We start from the raw sequence: 15243 nt of genomic DNA, 5'->3' as shown, positions 1-15243 counted from the left end.
CGGCCATGTCAGCCACGCCCGCCGCGGACGCATCCGCCGACGAGCGAACCGACCCCGACCCGGACTCGAACTGGTGGTACTGGGTCGCCGCCGTCCCCGTCTACTACGTCGTCGGGACCGTCGTCGGGTTCCTCGTCGGGGTCGCCATGTTCGCCCTCGCGCTCACCGGCGCGGGCACGATGGACCCCGGAACGATGGATCCCGGGATGATGCCGATTGGCGTCGGCTTCGGGTTCGCCGGCGTGTTCCTGCTCGCCGTCCTGCTGGGGGGCGTCGGCCTGCTGTTGTCGGTGGTGTTCCCGCTGGCCATCTACTACGACGCGACTGCCGTCGCGGACGCGCCCGGCTCGTGGGACCCCGACCCCGCGCTCTACGGCCTGCTCGGGCTCGCGGGCCTCGTCGCCCAGCCGCTCCAGGTGCCGCTGGCCGTCTACTACCTCTACAAGCGCCGCGACTCGGTGGGCGTCCCGTGAGCTACAAACGCCGTGACGCCTAACGCACGGTTATGAGTGAACTGCGCGTGGACTCGCGGTGGTGGTACTGGGTCGCCGCCGTCCCGCTGGTCACCGCTTTCTGGGTTGTGTGTTCGGCGTGGACGTACGTCGTCGTCCAGCTCGTCCCGGAGGCCGTCGTCGCGGACGCCGGCGACGTGCTCTCGCTGCCCGCCGTCGCGCTCGGCATCCCCGCGCTCGTCGCCTTCCTCGCGATGCCGCTGGCGCTGTGGATGGACGGCCACGCAATCGACGACGCGGGCGGCGACTGGCCCGGCGACGACTTCCCCGCGCCCGCTATCGCCGTGCTCGCCGACGTGTTCGTCGTCGGCGGCAGCGTGTTGCTGTTCCGCGGGTCGACCGTCGGCGCGCTCGGCGTTGTCGTCGGCGCGGGACTGGGCTCGTGGGTGGCGATTCGGTACCTCCGCGAGCGCCGCGACCACGTCTTCATGCCCGCCTCCTTCTGGGAGTGGCGCGACGAACTGCGCGCGGGCGACCGCAGGGAGCGCGCGGACCGAACGAGCGGGAAGCGGTAGGCTGGTAGGCGCTCTGTTTCCGTGGTCTCCCTGCGGTCCGCCACACTGCTCGCGGGTCGCTACGCTCCGCGTTCGCGCTAACGTGGCCTCGCTGCGCTCGGCCACGCGGCTCACTCCGTTCGCCGTTCGCCATAACGTGGCGCGCCGGCGGCGCGCCACGCATGCAAACGCAGGGGGTTTCAACCCAGCGCGCGGAGTGTGACGTATGACCGACGCGATACGCCTCGCCACCCGCGGGTCGGACCTGGCGCTCCGGCAAGCCGGCGAGGTCAAGACCGAACTCGAGGACCACCGCCACGACGTCGAACTCGTCGAGGTGGAGACGACCGGCGACCGCGTTGACGACGCCCTGATTCAGGACCTCGGGAAGACCGGCGCGTTCGTGCGCTCGCTCGACCGGAAAGTCCTCGACGGCGACGTGGACGCGGCTGTCCACTCGATGAAGGACGTGCCGACCGACGTGCCCGACGACCTCGTGGTGGCGGCGGTGCCGCGGCGCGGGAACCCCGCGGACGCGCTCGTCACGCCGAACGGCACCAGCCTCGAGAACCTCCCGGCGGGCAGCGTCGTGGGGACCGCGAGCCTCCGCCGGGGCGCACAGGTGCAGGCTCACCGCCCCGACCTCGAAGTGGAGCCGATTCGCGGGAACGTCGATACGCGCGTGGAGAAACTGCTCGCGCCCGCGCTCCAGGACGAACACGAGCGCCGCACGGAAGCCGAGAAGGAGCGCATGAGCGAGGACGCCCGCCAGCAGGAGCGCGGCGACTACGAGGCCAGCGAGACCGTCGAGGAGGGCGTCGAGAACCTCGACAACGAGAGCGACGACGACAGCGAGAGCGACCGCGACAACCGACAGAACGCGGAGTTCGACCAGACGGTCGAGGAGTGGTTCGAGTCGCTGTCGGTGCTCCAGCAGTCCGCGCTCGAACGCGAGGTCGACACCGAGTTCGACGCGGTCGTGCTCGCGCAGGTCGGCCTCGAACGCACGGGCCTGACCCACCACGTCCACGACGAGGAACTCCCGACGAACACGCACGTCCCGGCGCCGGGACAGGGCGCGCTCGCGATTACGGCGCGCAAGGATAGCGATGTCGCGGACGCGCTCCGTGACGCGCTCGACCACGTGCGCTCCCGGGTGGAGACGACGACCGAGCGCGTCATCCTCGAAGAGGTGGGCGGCGGCTGCATCGCACCCATCGGCGTGTACGCGCTCGTGCAGGGCGACACCGTGCGAACTGACGTCCAAGTGTTCAGCCGGGACGGCACCGACCAGGTTGGGGAAACGCGCGAACTCGACGTGGAGAACTACGCCGCCGAGGCCCGCGAGTTCGCTGCGGACCTCCGCGACCGCGGCGCGACCGACCTCATCGAGGAGGCCAAGCGGGAATGACCGGGACCGTCTACCTCGTCGGGAGCGGCCCGGGCGACCCCGAGCTGTTGACGGTGAAGGCCGCGCGGCTCCTCGAAGACGCGGACGTAGTGCTCCACGACAAGCTCCCCGGCCCCGAGATTCTCTCCGAGATTCCCGAGGACAAACGTGAGGACGTAGGCAAGCGCGCGGGCGGCGAGCGCACCCCCCAGTCGGAAATCAACGCGCGGATGGTCGAAATCGCCCGCGAGGGGAACGACGTCGTCCGACTGAAGGGCGGCGACCCGTTCGTGTTCGGGCGCGGCGGCGAGGAGATGGTCTACCTCGCGGACCACGACGTCCCCTTCGAGGTCGTGCCCGGCATCTCGTCGGCGGTCGCCGCGCCCGCCGCCGCGGATATCCCCGTCACGCACCGCGACCACGCCTCCTCCGTCTCGTTCGTCACGGGCCACGAGGACCCGACGAAGGAGGAGTCCGCGGTGGACTGGCAGGCGCTCGCCGACACCGGCGGCACCATCGTCGTGCTGATGGGCGTCGGTAAGCTTCCGGACTACACGCAAGCACTCCGGGACGCCGGGATGGACCCCGAGACGCCGGTTGCGCTGATAGAGAAGGGAACCCGGCCCGGCCAGCAGGTCGCCACGGGCACCCTCGACACCATCGTCGAGGCGCGCGACGAGGCCGGCATCGAGCCGCCCGCAGTCACCGTCATCGGCGGCGTCGCGGGCGTGCGGGAGGAGACGCGATGACCGGGCCGACCGTCGCCGTGTTCCGGCCCGCGGACGACCGCCTCGACGACGCCACCGACCTGCTCGAATCCCTCGACGCGGAGCCGGTCCCAGACCCGATGCTCGCCGTCGAGCCAACCGGCGAAGTCCCCAGAGACGGCGCCGACTACGTGATTCTGACGAGCAAGACCGGCGTCGAACTCGCCGCCGAGGCGGGCTGGACGCCCGGTGACGCGACGCTCTGTGCCATCGGCGAATCGACCGCCGACGCCTGCCGCGAGGCAGGCTGGACGGTCGATCTCGTGCCCGAGGAGTACACGAGCAGCGGGCTCGTCGCCGCGCTCGACGGCGAGGTCGACGGCGCGCGCGTGGAGGTCGCGCGCTCGGACCACGGCTCCGCGGTGCTCACGGACGGCCTCGACGATGCCGGCGCGTACGTCCACGAGACGATTCTCTACGAACTCGTCGTCCCTGCGGAGGCCGGCGACTCCGTCGAACTCGCGGCGGACGGCGACCTCGACGCCGCGCTGTTCTCGTCGTCGCTGACCGTCGACCACTGGCTCGACGAAGCCGAGAAGCGAGGCATCAGAGAAGCCGCGCTCGCCGGCCTGAACGACGCCATCGTCGGCTGCATCGGGCCACCGACGCGCGAGACCGCCGAATCCCGGGGTGTGGACGTAGACGTCGTCCCCGCGGACGCGGACTTCGAGCAGCTGGCGCGCGCGGTCTGCGACGAACTCTGAGGACCGGCAGTTTATACGCGAAGCCGCGCTACGTCCTCGTGATGGACGCTCCGGTCCCGGAACTGCAAGCGCGGGCGGCGGCGTGCGCGGACGCGCTCCGCGACGCCGACTCCGTGTTGCTCGCGTCGCACATCGACGCCGACGGCCTGACGAGCGCGGGCATCGCCGCCACGGCGCTCGAACGCGCCGACATTCCCCACGACGTCGTCTTCTCGAAGCAGCTCGACGACGAGGAAATCGCGGGCATCGCGGCCCACGACCACGACACGGTGCTGTTCACGGACTTCGGGAGCGGACAGTTAGAAGCAATCACGGAACACGAGCGGGCGGGCGACTTCACGCCCGTCATTGCGGACCACCACCAGCCCGCCGACGCGGACACGCAGTTCCACCTGAACCCGCTGCTGGAGGACGTCGACGGCGGGAAGGAACTCTCTGGCGCCGGCGCGAGCTACGTGCTCGCCCGCGCCCTGCTCGGTGAGGACGCGACCGACCTCGCGGCGCTCGCGGTCGTCGGCGCGGTCGGCGACCGGCAGACCGTCGACGGCGAACTCGTCGGCGCGAACACCCAGATTGCCGCCGAGGGCGTCGAGGCGGGCGTGCTCGACACGGCGAAGGACCTCGCGCTGTACGGCACGCAGACGCGGCCGCTCCCGAAGCTGCTGGAGTACGCCAGCGAGGTGTACGTCCCCGGCATCACGAACGACGAGAACGGCGCCGTGCGCTTCCTCGACGGCCTCGACCTGGAACTGCACGACGGCGGCGACTGGCGGACGTGGGCGGACCTCTCCCACGACGAGCGCCAGACGGTCGTCAGCGCGCTGCTGAAGCGCGCGGTCCGACACGGCGTCTCCAGCGAGGACGTGACGAAGCTCGTCGGGCAGACGTACACGCTCACCGCCGAGGAGCCCGGCACCGAACTCCGGGACGCAAGCGAGTTCTCCACCCTCCTCAACGCGACGGCGCGCTACGAGCGCGCGGACGTCGGGCTCGCGGTCTGTCTCGGCGAGCGCGGCGAGCCACTGGAGGCCGCCCGCGGCCTGCTGCGCGAGCACCGCCGGAACCTCTCGGAGGGCCTCCAGTGGGTGAAACGCGAGGGCGTCACCGTCGAGGACGACCTCCAGTGGTTCCACGCCGAGGACCGCATCCGCGAGACCATCGTCGGCATCGTCGCGGGGATGGCGCTGGGCAGCGACGCCACCGAGAGCGACCGCCCAATCGTCGGCTTCGGCTACAAGAACGACGAGGAGACGAAAGTCTCGGCGCGCGGCACGTCGCGGCTCGTCGACCGGGGCCTCGACCTCTCCGAAGTGATGAGCGAGGCGTCGCAGGCCGTCGGCGGCGACGGCGGCGGCCACACGGTCGCCGCGGGTGCGACTGTCCCTCGCGGCCGCGAGCAGGAGTTCCTCGACGAAGTCGGCGACGTGCTCGCCGACCAACTGTAACCGACCTGCGGGCGGATTCTTCTCAGTAGCGTCGCTCTCGTCGGCGACCAGCGAGCGCTACCCTTCGCGAGCAGTTCGACGTGACTCGCCGCACCGACCACATTCTATATCGTAGAATAGAATTTACGACCGTCGTGTGTGTGACAGTATAGGGGTTGTGGGGTGTGGCGGAGTCTCGGCGCGCTGGCGACGCAGAGTGTGTCTCTACGACGGGCAGCACTGCCATCAGACAAGCTGTGGCTGCTGATGCCCCGGCGACGACTCAGGTACCCTGGCCGGCGTTCGGCAGTCACGACTCAGATTTCCGGGGGCTTCTCGCGTTCACCACCGAGTCGAGTCGTCGGCTGGAGTCGGCGAACCGACAGCTGGCGTTCTGTTGTCTCTTTCGCGCGAGCCACAATCCGGCACAGGTGTGGCGCTACGTGCGCGCGTGCGACAACCCTTGTTTCGCGGCTCTCGCATACAATTCGGCTCCTCGATAGCGTTGCCCTCGATAATTCTGCCCACCACGGAGGGTCTCCTCGTCGGTCGTACGGCTCGGTGCTCGGTGGTCGAGCCCCGGCGACCCGTCGAAGCGGCGCTTCACCGAGTCGCACGCCACTCGATAAATCCTATTCTGCAATATAGAAAACCTTCCTTCGGGCCCGCGGCTACCGACGGGCACTTCAATCTGACACGGCAAACGGTGGCTAATGAGCGACCTGACGCCCGAGGAGTTCGAGGAACAGAAGTACGTCGACTACTTCCCGAAGCTCCAGACCGCGTACAAGAGCGCCTTCGAGACGATGAACGAGTCCTTCGACTCGGATCTGGTCCACGGCATCGACCAGACGATTCTCGCCGAGAGCGAGCCCCACTACGAGGGCGACGGCGAGTTCACCGTCGATCTCCCCGACGACCCCCTGAGTAAGCTCGACGGCGTCGTCGCCACCGACGAGAAGACCCAGCACGTCCTCGACCGCTACCTCGAGGAGCTCCGCGGGGAGCTGCGCGCGCAGTTCGGCGTCGGCGAACACTGAGGTTCCGGGGCGAACATCTTGCACCACAGGAGCTAAGCCACGCGAGTGCCTACGGGTTCTCATGAGCACCGAGAGTCAGAGCGGCGACGACCTGGAGGAGCGCGTCAACAACTTCCTCCGCCGGAACTTCCCCCAGATTCAGATGCACGGCGGCACGGCCGCCATCCAGAACATCGACCGCGAGGAGGGCGTCGTCGACCTCCAGCTCGGCGGCGCGTGTTCGGGCTGTGGCATCTCCCCGATGACGATTCAGGCCATCAAGTCCCGGATGACCAAGGAAATCCCCGAAGTCGACGCGGTCAACGCCGACACCGGCATGGGCGGCGGTCACGACAGCGGCATGAGCCCGTCGTTCCCCGGCGAGGACGCCGACGGCGAGGACGTCGAAGAAGACGAAGGCCCGCAGGCCCCGTTCTAAGTCCGAGCTTCTCTCCGTTTTTCCCGCCGTACAGCGACTGCTCCGTCGTGAAACGACCGCCGGAGAGGATTAGTCCTCGGTCCAGTAGTGAACCGCCCGGGGAGGGGGTCAATCCGGGGCTTTCCGTGGATTAGTCGGACACTCCCACACAACCATCGGCCTGATACCCTCTAGCGGTGTCGTGGGTCACGGTCGGGGCGTCCACGGCCCCCGATGCCTGCCGTCGCACCGTCCGCACAACGGGAAGGCTGTTGAGAGCAGGCACAGTCCAATCGAGTTTCTTGTTGCCTTTCACGGCGATGTTGACGCTTGCACTACGGTCGCTGTGGTCTTGATGCTCACAGTCCCGGCACTTGAACCGCTTTTTATTGCGGTTCGCACGCTCCGTGTGTCCGCACATCGGACACCGCTGACTCGTCTTATACGGGTCAATCCATCCAGTTGGAATGCCCTCAAAGGCCGCCTTGTACGAGGTATAGAACTGGAGGGTGCGGAACGGGAGGTGATGCAAGCGTCGGTTCATCCGCGTGCCGTAGTCGATACTGTCGCGCATCTCTTTGAGGTCTTCAAAGACGATGCACGGCTTCTCGAACTGCTGGCTCCACTCCACGATATGACGACTCACTTTGTGGAGTCTGTCGCGGACGAACCGTTCCTCACGCCCTTCCAACGTGCCGTGGATACTGTCCTTCCCCGCGTTCTGCACGCGCTTGCGAATCGTGAAGTAGCGATGGCGCTCGAACTTGATTTCAGGGAAGTCGATGACCAACGTATCTTCGACACCATCCTCGGAGAGCGCAGTCAACGCGACATTATCCTCATTCACGTCCACACCAACGACCGTTCGTGAGTCGTGCTTGTCTCGAACGGTCTGCTCGGTGTTGGTGACGTTGACGTGCAACTCGGCGATGTCGTTGTGGAACAGGGCTTCTGCCGTTCCAATCGTCCACTCGTCGCTTTCGAGTGCAGTCTTGAGAATGTCGAGATGAGCGTCACTCCCTTCGAGGACGCCTTTGACGTGTTTGTACGGCTTTGCGCTGATGCGAAACGCCACGTCACCGTCGTCGGTGAGTGACAGATTGTACCCCTCCTCGTAGTTCGCACGAAGCGGATACGTGCCGTCCTTGCTGTGACTTGGCTGGCCGAAGTCGTCGTGCTCGTAGTAGTTCTCCATCGCACCGAGTGCCTTCGCAACGACGCGCTGTGTCGTGTTCTTCACGAGGTCGGCGTCGTCGGCCACGCGGTTGGGAATCGCATCCCAGTCCACGCCTTGCTTGGCGAGGCGGATGGTTTCGTTGTACACCGATCGCGCTTCGAGGCAGGCGTCGTACAGCAGGCTCTCGGTGTCGCTCTGGATGTCGAGTTGGAAGTCCAGCGTCTTGACGAGAGCCTGTGCGTCGGTCATTCTTGGTCGTTGGGTTGGACGTGACGGTAGTGGAGAAGGAGCGTGCGGAGCACGCTGTCGAAACTCGTGTGGCCCTCCTCGTCCTTGAGTTCGTCAAGGTCGTCGTACACGGCGTCGGATACCTTGAGTTGCTTCGTCACAACTTCTCCTTGGACCACAGCTCTAAGAGTATACTGGTGGTTTTCTATAAGTAAATTCAAAAGTTATCAGCTGTCAGTCTGGTTTATTATAGGTTTGGTAGCGATCGAACCACGCGGTGTACAACGTCAACAGTGAATTAAGCGCACGGAACATCCCTAATCGGGATTATGGCCTTCACCCTAGGAGATAATCTCTGAGGTATTCGGACTGCCCCAACTGTAGAACTACGCCTAGTCTTCAGTCCAATAGTAAATGGCTTCCTTCTCGACGCCGCAGTTCGGGCACTCCTCGGGGAACGACTCCTGGAGGTCGCCGAGCTCGCCGCACTCCGAGCACCGCCACATGAGTTCGGCTTCGCCGAACTCGTGGCCGGCGCGCTCGTGCTCGATGGAGAGCGCGTCGACGCCCTCGCGGGTCGTCACGAAGAAGCCGTCCTCGTCGAAGCCCCGAATCGTCCCGAGTTTCTCGCCGTCGTCGTCGTAGACGGCCGTTCCGAGTCCGACCTTGGGTGGTTCCTCGTTCATACGCCGTCGTTCTCCGGGAGCCCTGATAAAATCAATTGCCGCCGGAGGCGTCCGTGACGGGCGCTGTCGTCCGGTCGCCCGCGAGCGCTCGCACGGTCACGGCTGACTGGGGTTGCAGTTCTTCCGTTGTTTCTCGACGACTGTGGCGGTGACGGTCGCGTCGAAGGCGTCGGCGGTGACGTCGACGGTCACCTCGCGGGCGTCGAACTGTAACGAGTACTTCTTCGTCTCACCGACCGGTATCACCCGACGCGAATCGTCGAGGTCGCCGTCGTTCCCGCCGTCCCCTTCGATTCCTTCGACGACCACCGGCGTCGAGTACTGGTTCGTCACGGTGACGTACACGTCGGCGGTCCCGGCACCGCTGCCGTTCCCGGTCTCGTTCTCGCTGTGCGTCGGCGTGCACGCGGTGACGCCGACGTACGCGTACTCGCTGTCCACGACGTTCACGGAGACGCCGCGCTCGGCGCTGACGCTCGTGAACCCGAGCGTGCCGGTGGCGAGCATACTCACCGCGGCGAGCGCGAGCACGATGCTGACGACCCGTGGCCCGTGCATCACTCTCGAAGTTCCGGTGGTTCGTCACTCGCCCCGATGCGTTGTCCCCGCGCGTAGTACGTGTGCGCGACCGCCGAGACGCCGAACATCGCGGTGACGGCGACCCCCCACGCGAGGTCCGGCAGGGCCGCGAACGGCCACGTGCCGGTCCAGACCGCTGCCATCAGCGACGCCGCGACGCCCGAGACCCCCAGATAGTAGACGCTCCACGGAATCTCGTGGCCCTGCACGACGTCCATGTAGACCTCGACGTCGTCCAGCGACTCGGTGGGCTCGACCGTGCCGCGGTTCTTGTCGAAGTCGACGACGCCGGCGTCGTCCATCATCGGGAAGTGCGACTGCTGGAGCGCGGTGTAGACGCGCTTGCGCTCCTCGTAGGACACCTGCTCTACGTCGACGCCGTACTCCCACGCGGCGACCTGCTCGGCCACGTCCCCGATCTCGGTGGCGCCGTCGGCGTCGTCGAGCGCGTGGACGGCGTACCGCCGCCGCCGGTTCGCGAGGACGTCGAACAGCTCGTCCTCGGTCGGCGCGTCCGCTGTCGAGTTCTCCCCCGATTCCACCTCTGTCATTTCGGCGGGCTCCCCCTGCCCCTGCTGTGATACGGATGACACAACGGGTGACGGTACCGACTACCGGGCCATAAGTGTTGGCTATAATTAACGTATGGGTATCTGACGATACAAACGCGGAACGCGAGAATACGCGGGGTAGAGCCCGCTAGCGGCGCCTGAACCGACATTAATTCGATTCTTATTCTGTGATACAAACTCGATTTCGGGGTGTCAGGCGAGCCCTGACGGTCGCTCAGGCCGCGCTGTCGGCGCCCCCAGGGTCGCGCTGAACTCGCTCAGTCGTGTCAATACTACTTACCAAGGGGGTGATGGGCGAAGTGAGCGCTCCCGGTGACCGCGGCGGTCGGCGGGAGTGCGCAACGAGGCAACTCCAACAATGCAACGTCGCAAGTTCATCGCCGGACTCGGATCGCTCGCTGCCGCCGGGGCAGCTGGAATCGGTACGGGCGCGTTCACGACTGTGCAGGCGAATCGGAGCGTCAGCGTCAGCGTCGCTAGCGACAGCGACGCCCTACTCGCACTGACCACCAGCTACGGTGACGAAAACGCAACCAACGCGGATTACGTCAGTACGGGCGACAGCGCGGCGAGCATCAGCATCACTGACTCGGTCACTAGTGGTGAGACCGGGGCCGGCGTCAACGCCAACGCGACGACCCAGCTCAACGACCTCTTCAAGGTCGTGAATCAGGGCACGCAGGCCGCCGTCGTCTACGTCGACCCCGACAGTATCTCTGACAGCAACTACACGAACGGAAGCTTTTCCGGTATCGCGATCGACCCGCAGGCCTCGAACCGCCCGAACGGCGACTACACCAACACCGGGAGTCTCAAGCAAGGCGTCGAGGACGACCAGATTTCGCTCACGGGTAACTCCGACGGCCCGGACTACAGCGCGTACGACAACGACGGCGACGACGACGCGGCCGACGCGCTCGAAGAGTTCGTCCTCGGGCCCGGCGAGTCCTTCGACTTCGGGCTGTACGTCAAGACCGACGACTCGGTCACCAGCGATTCGAGCATCAGCGAGGACATCGAAATCGTCGCGGACGCAACGCTCGTTCCGGACAGCTACGACGGACAGAGCGAGTAGACTAACGAGGTACCAGAACAATGAAACGACGCACCCTCATCGCCGGCCTCGGCAGCCTCACCGCGAGCGGCGTGTTCGCGGTGGGGTCGGGTGCGTTCACCAGCGTCAGCGCGGCGCGGACCGTCACGGTCGACGTTGCCGACGACGACCGGGCGCTCCTCGCACTCGACCAGCGGGGCACGGGTGAGCGTTCGGACACGGACGGCTTGACCGACTCGCTGGAGTTCCAGATTCCGGGAAGCGACGGAGACGAGTATCCGGCTGCCGAGGAGACCGACCCGGCCGGGGTCGGGACGGACTCGGTCTATCGCTTCGCGGACGACGCGGCCAGCGACCAGCGCGGACTGTTCGCCGTGACCAACCGGGGGACGCAGCCCGTCGAAGTGTACAGCACGCAGGAGACGACCGAGGGCGTCCCGTCCGTCGTGATGTACGACGTCGAAACCGGGGACCGCCTCACGGAGACCAGTCCGTCCACCCCGCTGTCCGTCGGCGGGGAGCCGCTGCTCTGCGGACTCGAAGTGGACACTCACGACGTCCCGGCCCAACCGGAGGCCTACGACGTCACGCTCACCATTACGGCCGTCGCCACCGATAGCGACTGACCCACTCGGAGCACGGCGGTTCGACTCCGCCGGTGGGTTTGGACGAACACGTGACCAGATGAGACGCGCTCTCGCACTCGCCGCCGCGCTCGCTATCGCGGGAACGCTGGCGTTCCCGTCGGTAGCCGCGCCGCTGTTCTCCGGGCCAACTGACCAACTCAGCAACGACGTGGAGCTCGCGCCGAGCAGCGACTACGCACACCTCGACGACGACGGCGACCTCGTCGTCGATTTGTCGGCGGCGAACCCGGACGCGGAGGGCGTGAACGCCGACGCGGTGACGGGCATTGAGGACGTGTTCCGGGTGCGATACAACGGCTCACGGTTCGCGCACGTCTGGCTCACGCACGAGTCGGACGCGGTGACGTTCTACGCGGACGGTGCGCCCGTGCAGTCCGCGGCGGCGAACATGACGCTCGCGCCGAACGAGACGGTCGCGGTGGGAGTGCGCGTGGACACGACCGGGGAGGCCGCGGACGGGCTCATCGACCAGATTACCGTACACGCGCGGGCGGCCGACTCCGCGGACGTCGCGAGCGAGAGCGGCGCCGCGAACACGAACGCGTTCTCGGCCGAGGGGTCGACTGCGCGGTCGCTGGCTCCGGACGCGACTTCGCGGCGGTTCACCGCGCTCGGCGCGGACGCGGGCGAAACGACGACGTTCGACGCGTCCGCGCTGGCGCTGGACGGCGCGGCCGGCGGCCTCACGCTCGACGAAGTCGGCGTCGCGAGCACGGGCGGAACGGTCTCGGTGGGGGTCGAGGCCGCTGGCACGGCGGCCTCGCGCTCGCGGGTCGCCGAGCGGGGTGCGGCGCCGCTGGGCGCGGTCAGCGTGACCGACCGGCTGGACAGCGCGGGGCGCGCGACGCTGCGGTTCAGCGCGCCGGTCGGGTTTTTCGCGGAGCGCGGCGTCGCGCCCGCGGACCTCACCGTCTACCGGGACGACGGCGGGGAGCTCTCGGAGCTCGCCGTCTCGACGACCGGCGAGCGCGGCGGGCGGCTGCACTTCGAGGCCGAAACGCCGGGGTTCTCGACGTTCGTCGTGGCGGCCGACCGCGCGCGGCTCCGGGTCGCGGACGCGACGCTGGAACGCGCGAGCGCCGCGCCCGGGGAGGCCGTTACCGTGACGGCGACCGTTTCGAACGCGGGCAGCGTCGCCGGGGAGCGGAGCGTCGCGGTGGCCGTCGGCGGGAGCGTCGTCGCCGAACCCATGGTCGAAGCTCCGGCTGGTGGGACGGCGACGGTGACGGCGCGGGTCGCGCGCAACGTGACCGGCGAGTACGCCGTCACCGTCGGGGACGTCGACGCCGGGACGCTTGCCGTCGCGACCGGGAATCAGACCGACGGCGCGGCGGCCGCACAGCCGGCTGTCGAGCCAACGACCGCCGACGAGCCGATCCGGGAGCCAGCCGGGTTCGGGCTGACCGAGGTGCTCGGGCTGGTCACGCTGCTCGCGGTCGTCGCGGTGGCGCTCGCGCTCGCGCGGAGGGCACCGTGGCGGTAGCCCGCTCGCCGCTGTCCCGGCGGGCAGCCTTTTGCCGGCTCCGCGTCCAGTTCGTCCCATGAGCGCGTCGCCCCAGTCGTTCCGCGCGGCCCTCCGGGACGCCGTGCGGCTGCGGGACTGTCTCGCGCTGGCGGTCGTGCCGGCCGCCGCGCTCGCGGTGTTCGCGCTGCCGCCGGGGGCCCGGGAGTCGCTGGCGTTCGCGTACCGCGACCCGACGCTCGCGACGGCGTACGCGGCGCACTTCGTCCACTTCGAACTCGACCACCTTGCGGCGAACCTCCTCGGGTACGCGCTGCTCGCGGGGTTCGGGTACGTGCTCGCCGCGCTGGCTGGGTGCCGGCGGCTGTTCGGCGCCGCCGCCGCGACGTACGTGGCGGCGTTCCCGCTGGCGCTGTCGGGGCTGAACCTCGCGGTCCCCCGGGACGCGGTCGGCTACGGGCTCTCCGGCGTGAACATGGCGTTCGCGGGCCTGCTTGGGCTCGTGCTGGTGGTGTACGCGAGCCGTTTCGACGACCGGATTCGCGCCCGCCATGCGCCCGGCGCGTTCTTCGCCGCGGCCGCCGTCGTCTCGCTGGTCGCGCTCCCCGGCGGGCGCGTGGCGTTCGCGCTCGCGGCGACGAGCGCGCTGCTCGCGCTCGCCTACGCCGTCTCCGCGCGAGCCGCGTGGCATTCGTCGTCGACTTCGCAGCGGGGCGTCGGGAGCGGCTGGGTCGACGCCGGCGTGCTCGGCGCCGTCGCGTTCCTCGGCTACCCGTTCGTCGGCTTTCCGGCGCCCTCGTCCGTCGACGGGACCGTCGTGAACGTCTACGCGCACCTGCTGGGGTTCTGTCTGGGCTTCCTCGTGCCGTACGTCGCGGTCGTCGCGGGCGCGTTCGACGCCGACCGAGGGTTTTTGACGGGTTGACACGTTGGGCCGAGTGAATGTCCGTCCGCCGCGCGCTTACGCTCGGCGCCGAAGCGTTCGTCGTTCTGGTCGTCGTCGCCCTGCTCGTCGGCCAACTGCTCGGGACGCCCGTCCTGCTGGGGTACGTCGAGACCGGGAGCATGGAGCCGACGATGGAGCCCGGCGACGGCTTCGTCGCGATACCGACGGCCGTCGACGGCGACGTCGAGGTGGGCGACGTCGTCGTCTTCCGCGCCGAGGAGCTGCAGGGCGGCGGGCTGACCACCCACCGCGTCGTCGGCGAGACCGAGCGCGGGTACGTCACGCAGGGGGACGCCAACCCCTTCACCGACCAGGACGGTGGCGAACCGCCGGTGAAGGACGCCCAAGTCGTCGCGAAAGCCCTGCAAGTCGGCGGCTCGGTCGTCGTCGTGCCGAACCTCGGCACGCTCGTCACCGGCCTCCAGGGCGCGTTCGCGGATGTCCAGCGGCGGCTCGCGGCGGCGACTGGGACGCGCGCGCTGCTCGGCACGCAAGGCATCGCGTACCTCCTCCTGGGGCTGTCGGCGCTGCTGTACGTCTTCGACCTCTTCTTCGCCGGCGACGGCCGCCAGCGCGACCGCGATCGCGACCGGAGCCGCGAGCAGGGCGTCTCGCCGGGTGTCGTCGTCGCCGCGCTCGCCGCGGTGCTCGTACTCGCGGCGACCGCCGCGATGGTGGTGCCCGCGGGCACCCAGCAGTTCGGCGTCGTGAGCGCGGAGTTCGCGTCCGAGAACCCCACGGCCATCGAGCAGGGTTCGTCCGCGACGCTGCCGTACAGCGTCCCGAACGCCGGCCTCGTCCCCGTCGTTGCGTACGTCCAGCCGGCCAGCGAGGGCGTCTCGGTGACGCCCGGGCGCGTCCGCGTCGCCGGGCGCGGCGAGGCGGCCGTCGACGTCACGCTGTCCGCGCCCGAGCAGACCGGCTACTACCGGCGGTTCGTCACCGAACACCGCTCCCTCGCCGTGCTCCCCGCGTCGGTCCTCGACTCGCTGCACGGCGTCCACCCGTGGCTGCCGATTCTCGTCATCGACGCGTTGCTCGCGGGCGGCATGGCCCTGCTCGGGATGGCCGTCCTCGGCGGCCGCCGCGTCCGGACGCGCGAGCGCGACTCCCGCCACGAGCGGTCGCTGTGGCGGCGCGCGCTCCGCTACCTCCGGTGACTGG

At 68.4% G+C, this 15243-nt stretch carries 18 protein-coding genes; 13 read left to right on the top strand and 5 right to left on the bottom strand.

Annotated features, from left to right (window positions below; genetic code table 11):
- The first annotated feature begins 5 nt into the window (after positions 1–5).
- The 8 genes from ABSL23_RS03810 (at position 6) to ABSL23_RS03775 (ending at position 6749) form a co-directional block, all read left to right on the top strand.
- Positions 6–473 (top strand): hypothetical protein, encoded by a 468-nt coding sequence (locus ABSL23_RS03810; RefSeq protein WP_353634770.1) that lies wholly within the window; start codon positions 6–8, stop codon positions 471–473.
- Positions 474–505: 32 nt separating this feature from the next.
- Entirely contained in the window at positions 506–1027 is a 522-nt protein-coding gene (locus ABSL23_RS03805; protein ID WP_353634769.1) for a hypothetical protein, read from the top strand.
- Between the two features lie 205 nt (positions 1028–1232).
- A complete protein-coding gene (hemC, locus tag ABSL23_RS03800) occupies positions 1233–2417 on the top strand; it encodes a hydroxymethylbilane synthase (RefSeq protein WP_353634768.1) in 1185 nt (394 codons plus the stop codon).
- On the top strand, positions 2414–3145 hold the full coding sequence (cobA, locus tag ABSL23_RS03795; RefSeq protein ID WP_353634767.1) for a uroporphyrinogen-III C-methyltransferase: 732 nt from the start codon (positions 2414–2416) through the stop codon (positions 3143–3145). The genes hemC and cobA overlap by 4 nt, the downstream gene beginning before the upstream one ends.
- Positions 3142–3867, top strand: coding sequence for a uroporphyrinogen-III synthase (locus tag ABSL23_RS03790; RefSeq protein ID WP_353634766.1), 726 nt, complete (start codon positions 3142–3144; stop codon positions 3865–3867). Before cobA ends, ABSL23_RS03790 begins: the two co-directional genes overlap by 4 nt.
- Before the next feature lie 41 nt (positions 3868–3908).
- Positions 3909–5312: a DHH family phosphoesterase gene (locus ABSL23_RS03785; RefSeq protein WP_353634765.1), complete on the top strand. Its 1404-nt coding sequence runs from the start codon at positions 3909–3911 to the stop codon at positions 5310–5312.
- Positions 5313–6004: 692 nt separating this feature from the next.
- Positions 6005–6331 carry a DUF5783 family protein gene (locus tag ABSL23_RS03780; protein ID WP_353634764.1) on the top strand — a complete coding sequence of 109 codons (327 nt, stop codon included), beginning with the start codon at positions 6005–6007 and terminating at the stop codon, positions 6329–6331.
- Between the two features lie 61 nt (positions 6332–6392).
- Positions 6393–6749, top strand: a complete 357-nt coding sequence (locus ABSL23_RS03775) for a NifU family protein (RefSeq protein ID WP_230888231.1) — start codon at positions 6393–6395, stop codon at positions 6747–6749.
- A gap of 130 nt (positions 6750–6879) precedes the next feature.
- Here ABSL23_RS03775 and ABSL23_RS03770 read toward each other — a convergent pair whose 3' ends face one another.
- The 5 genes from ABSL23_RS03770 to ABSL23_RS03750 form a co-directional block, all read right to left on the bottom strand.
- Positions 6880–8154 carry a transposase gene (locus tag ABSL23_RS03770; protein ID WP_353634763.1) on the bottom strand — a complete coding sequence of 425 codons (1275 nt, stop codon included), beginning with the start codon at positions 8152–8154 and terminating at the stop codon, positions 6880–6882.
- Complete coding sequence (locus ABSL23_RS03765) at positions 8151–8294, bottom strand: hypothetical protein (protein ID WP_021074811.1); 144 nt, start codon at positions 8292–8294, stop codon at positions 8151–8153. The genes ABSL23_RS03770 and ABSL23_RS03765 overlap by 4 nt, the downstream gene beginning before the upstream one ends.
- 231 nt (positions 8295–8525) lie before the next feature.
- A complete protein-coding gene (locus ABSL23_RS03760) occupies positions 8526–8819 on the bottom strand; it encodes a rubredoxin-like domain-containing protein (protein ID WP_353634762.1) in 294 nt (97 codons plus the stop codon).
- A 96-nt stretch (positions 8820–8915) separates the two neighbouring features.
- Positions 8916–9377: a hypothetical protein gene (locus tag ABSL23_RS03755; RefSeq protein WP_353634761.1), complete on the bottom strand. Its 462-nt coding sequence runs from the start codon at positions 9375–9377 to the stop codon at positions 8916–8918.
- Positions 9377–9949, bottom strand: coding sequence for a hypothetical protein (locus ABSL23_RS03750; protein WP_353634760.1), 573 nt, complete (start codon positions 9947–9949; stop codon positions 9377–9379). The genes ABSL23_RS03755 and ABSL23_RS03750 overlap by 1 nt, the downstream gene beginning before the upstream one ends.
- A gap of 379 nt (positions 9950–10328) precedes the next feature.
- Between ABSL23_RS03750 and ABSL23_RS03745 the strand changes: the two genes are divergently transcribed.
- From ABSL23_RS03745 to ABSL23_RS03725, 5 genes are read left to right on the top strand one after another with little or no spacing between them, the layout of a single operon-like run.
- Positions 10329–11045 carry a hypothetical protein gene (locus ABSL23_RS03745; protein WP_353634759.1) on the top strand — a complete coding sequence of 239 codons (717 nt, stop codon included), beginning with the start codon at positions 10329–10331 and terminating at the stop codon, positions 11043–11045.
- Positions 11046–11065: 20 nt separating this feature from the next.
- A complete protein-coding gene (locus ABSL23_RS03740) occupies positions 11066–11650 on the top strand; it encodes a hypothetical protein (RefSeq protein ID WP_353634758.1) in 585 nt (194 codons plus the stop codon).
- A gap of 58 nt (positions 11651–11708) precedes the next feature.
- Positions 11709–13154 carry a DUF1102 domain-containing protein gene (locus ABSL23_RS03735; protein WP_353634757.1) on the top strand — a complete coding sequence of 482 codons (1446 nt, stop codon included), beginning with the start codon at positions 11709–11711 and terminating at the stop codon, positions 13152–13154.
- 58 nt (positions 13155–13212) lie between these two features.
- A complete protein-coding gene (locus tag ABSL23_RS03730) occupies positions 13213–14058 on the top strand; it encodes a hypothetical protein (protein ID WP_353634756.1) in 846 nt (281 codons plus the stop codon).
- Between the two features lie 17 nt (positions 14059–14075).
- Positions 14076–15239 carry a signal peptidase I gene (locus tag ABSL23_RS03725; protein WP_353634755.1) on the top strand — a complete coding sequence of 388 codons (1164 nt, stop codon included), beginning with the start codon at positions 14076–14078 and terminating at the stop codon, positions 15237–15239.
- Positions 15240–15243: the final 4 nt, after the last annotated feature.

Source organism: Halobacterium sp. NMX12-1, from assembly GCF_040435975.1.
In the GTDB taxonomy this organism is placed as follows: Archaea; Halobacteriota; Halobacteria; order Halobacteriales; family Halobacteriaceae; genus Halobacterium; species Halobacterium hubeiense.
Note: the sequence above shows the minus strand (reverse complement) of the source record. Positions and strands in the feature narration are given on the sequence as shown.

Bases quoted from the DNA above. Each gene is read 5' to 3' on its own strand.
- ABSL23_RS03810 (WP_353634770.1), top strand. From the start codon at position 6: ATGTCAGCCACGCCCGCCGCGGACGCATCCGCCGACGAGCGAACCGAC.
- ABSL23_RS03805 (WP_353634769.1), top strand. From the start codon at position 506: ATGAGTGAACTGCGCGTGGACTCGCGGTGGTGGTACTGGGTCGCCGCC.
- hemC (WP_353634768.1), top strand. From the start codon at position 1,233: ATGACCGACGCGATACGCCTCGCCACCCGCGGGTCGGACCTGGCGCTC.
- cobA (WP_353634767.1), top strand. From the start codon at position 2,414: ATGACCGGGACCGTCTACCTCGTCGGGAGCGGCCCGGGCGACCCCGAG.
- ABSL23_RS03790 (WP_353634766.1), top strand. From the start codon at position 3,142: ATGACCGGGCCGACCGTCGCCGTGTTCCGGCCCGCGGACGACCGCCTC.
- ABSL23_RS03785 (WP_353634765.1), top strand. From the start codon at position 3,909: ATGGACGCTCCGGTCCCGGAACTGCAAGCGCGGGCGGCGGCGTGCGCG.
- ABSL23_RS03780 (WP_353634764.1), top strand. From the start codon at position 6,005: ATGAGCGACCTGACGCCCGAGGAGTTCGAGGAACAGAAGTACGTCGAC.
- ABSL23_RS03775 (WP_230888231.1), top strand. From the start codon at position 6,393: ATGAGCACCGAGAGTCAGAGCGGCGACGACCTGGAGGAGCGCGTCAAC.
- ABSL23_RS03770 (WP_353634763.1), bottom strand. From the start codon at position 8,154: ATGACCGACGCACAGGCTCTCGTCAAGACGCTGGACTTCCAACTCGAC.
- ABSL23_RS03760 (WP_353634762.1), bottom strand. From the start codon at position 8,819: ATGAACGAGGAACCACCCAAGGTCGGACTCGGAACGGCCGTCTACGAC.
- ABSL23_RS03755 (WP_353634761.1), bottom strand. From the start codon at position 9,377: ATGCACGGGCCACGGGTCGTCAGCATCGTGCTCGCGCTCGCCGCGGTG.
- ABSL23_RS03750 (WP_353634760.1), bottom strand. From the start codon at position 9,949: ATGACAGAGGTGGAATCGGGGGAGAACTCGACAGCGGACGCGCCGACC.
- ABSL23_RS03745 (WP_353634759.1), top strand. From the start codon at position 10,329: ATGCAACGTCGCAAGTTCATCGCCGGACTCGGATCGCTCGCTGCCGCC.
- ABSL23_RS03740 (WP_353634758.1), top strand. From the start codon at position 11,066: ATGAAACGACGCACCCTCATCGCCGGCCTCGGCAGCCTCACCGCGAGC.
- ABSL23_RS03735 (WP_353634757.1), top strand. From the start codon at position 11,709: ATGAGACGCGCTCTCGCACTCGCCGCCGCGCTCGCTATCGCGGGAACG.
- ABSL23_RS03730 (WP_353634756.1), top strand. From the start codon at position 13,213: ATGAGCGCGTCGCCCCAGTCGTTCCGCGCGGCCCTCCGGGACGCCGTG.
- ABSL23_RS03725 (WP_353634755.1), top strand. From the start codon at position 14,076: ATGTCCGTCCGCCGCGCGCTTACGCTCGGCGCCGAAGCGTTCGTCGTT.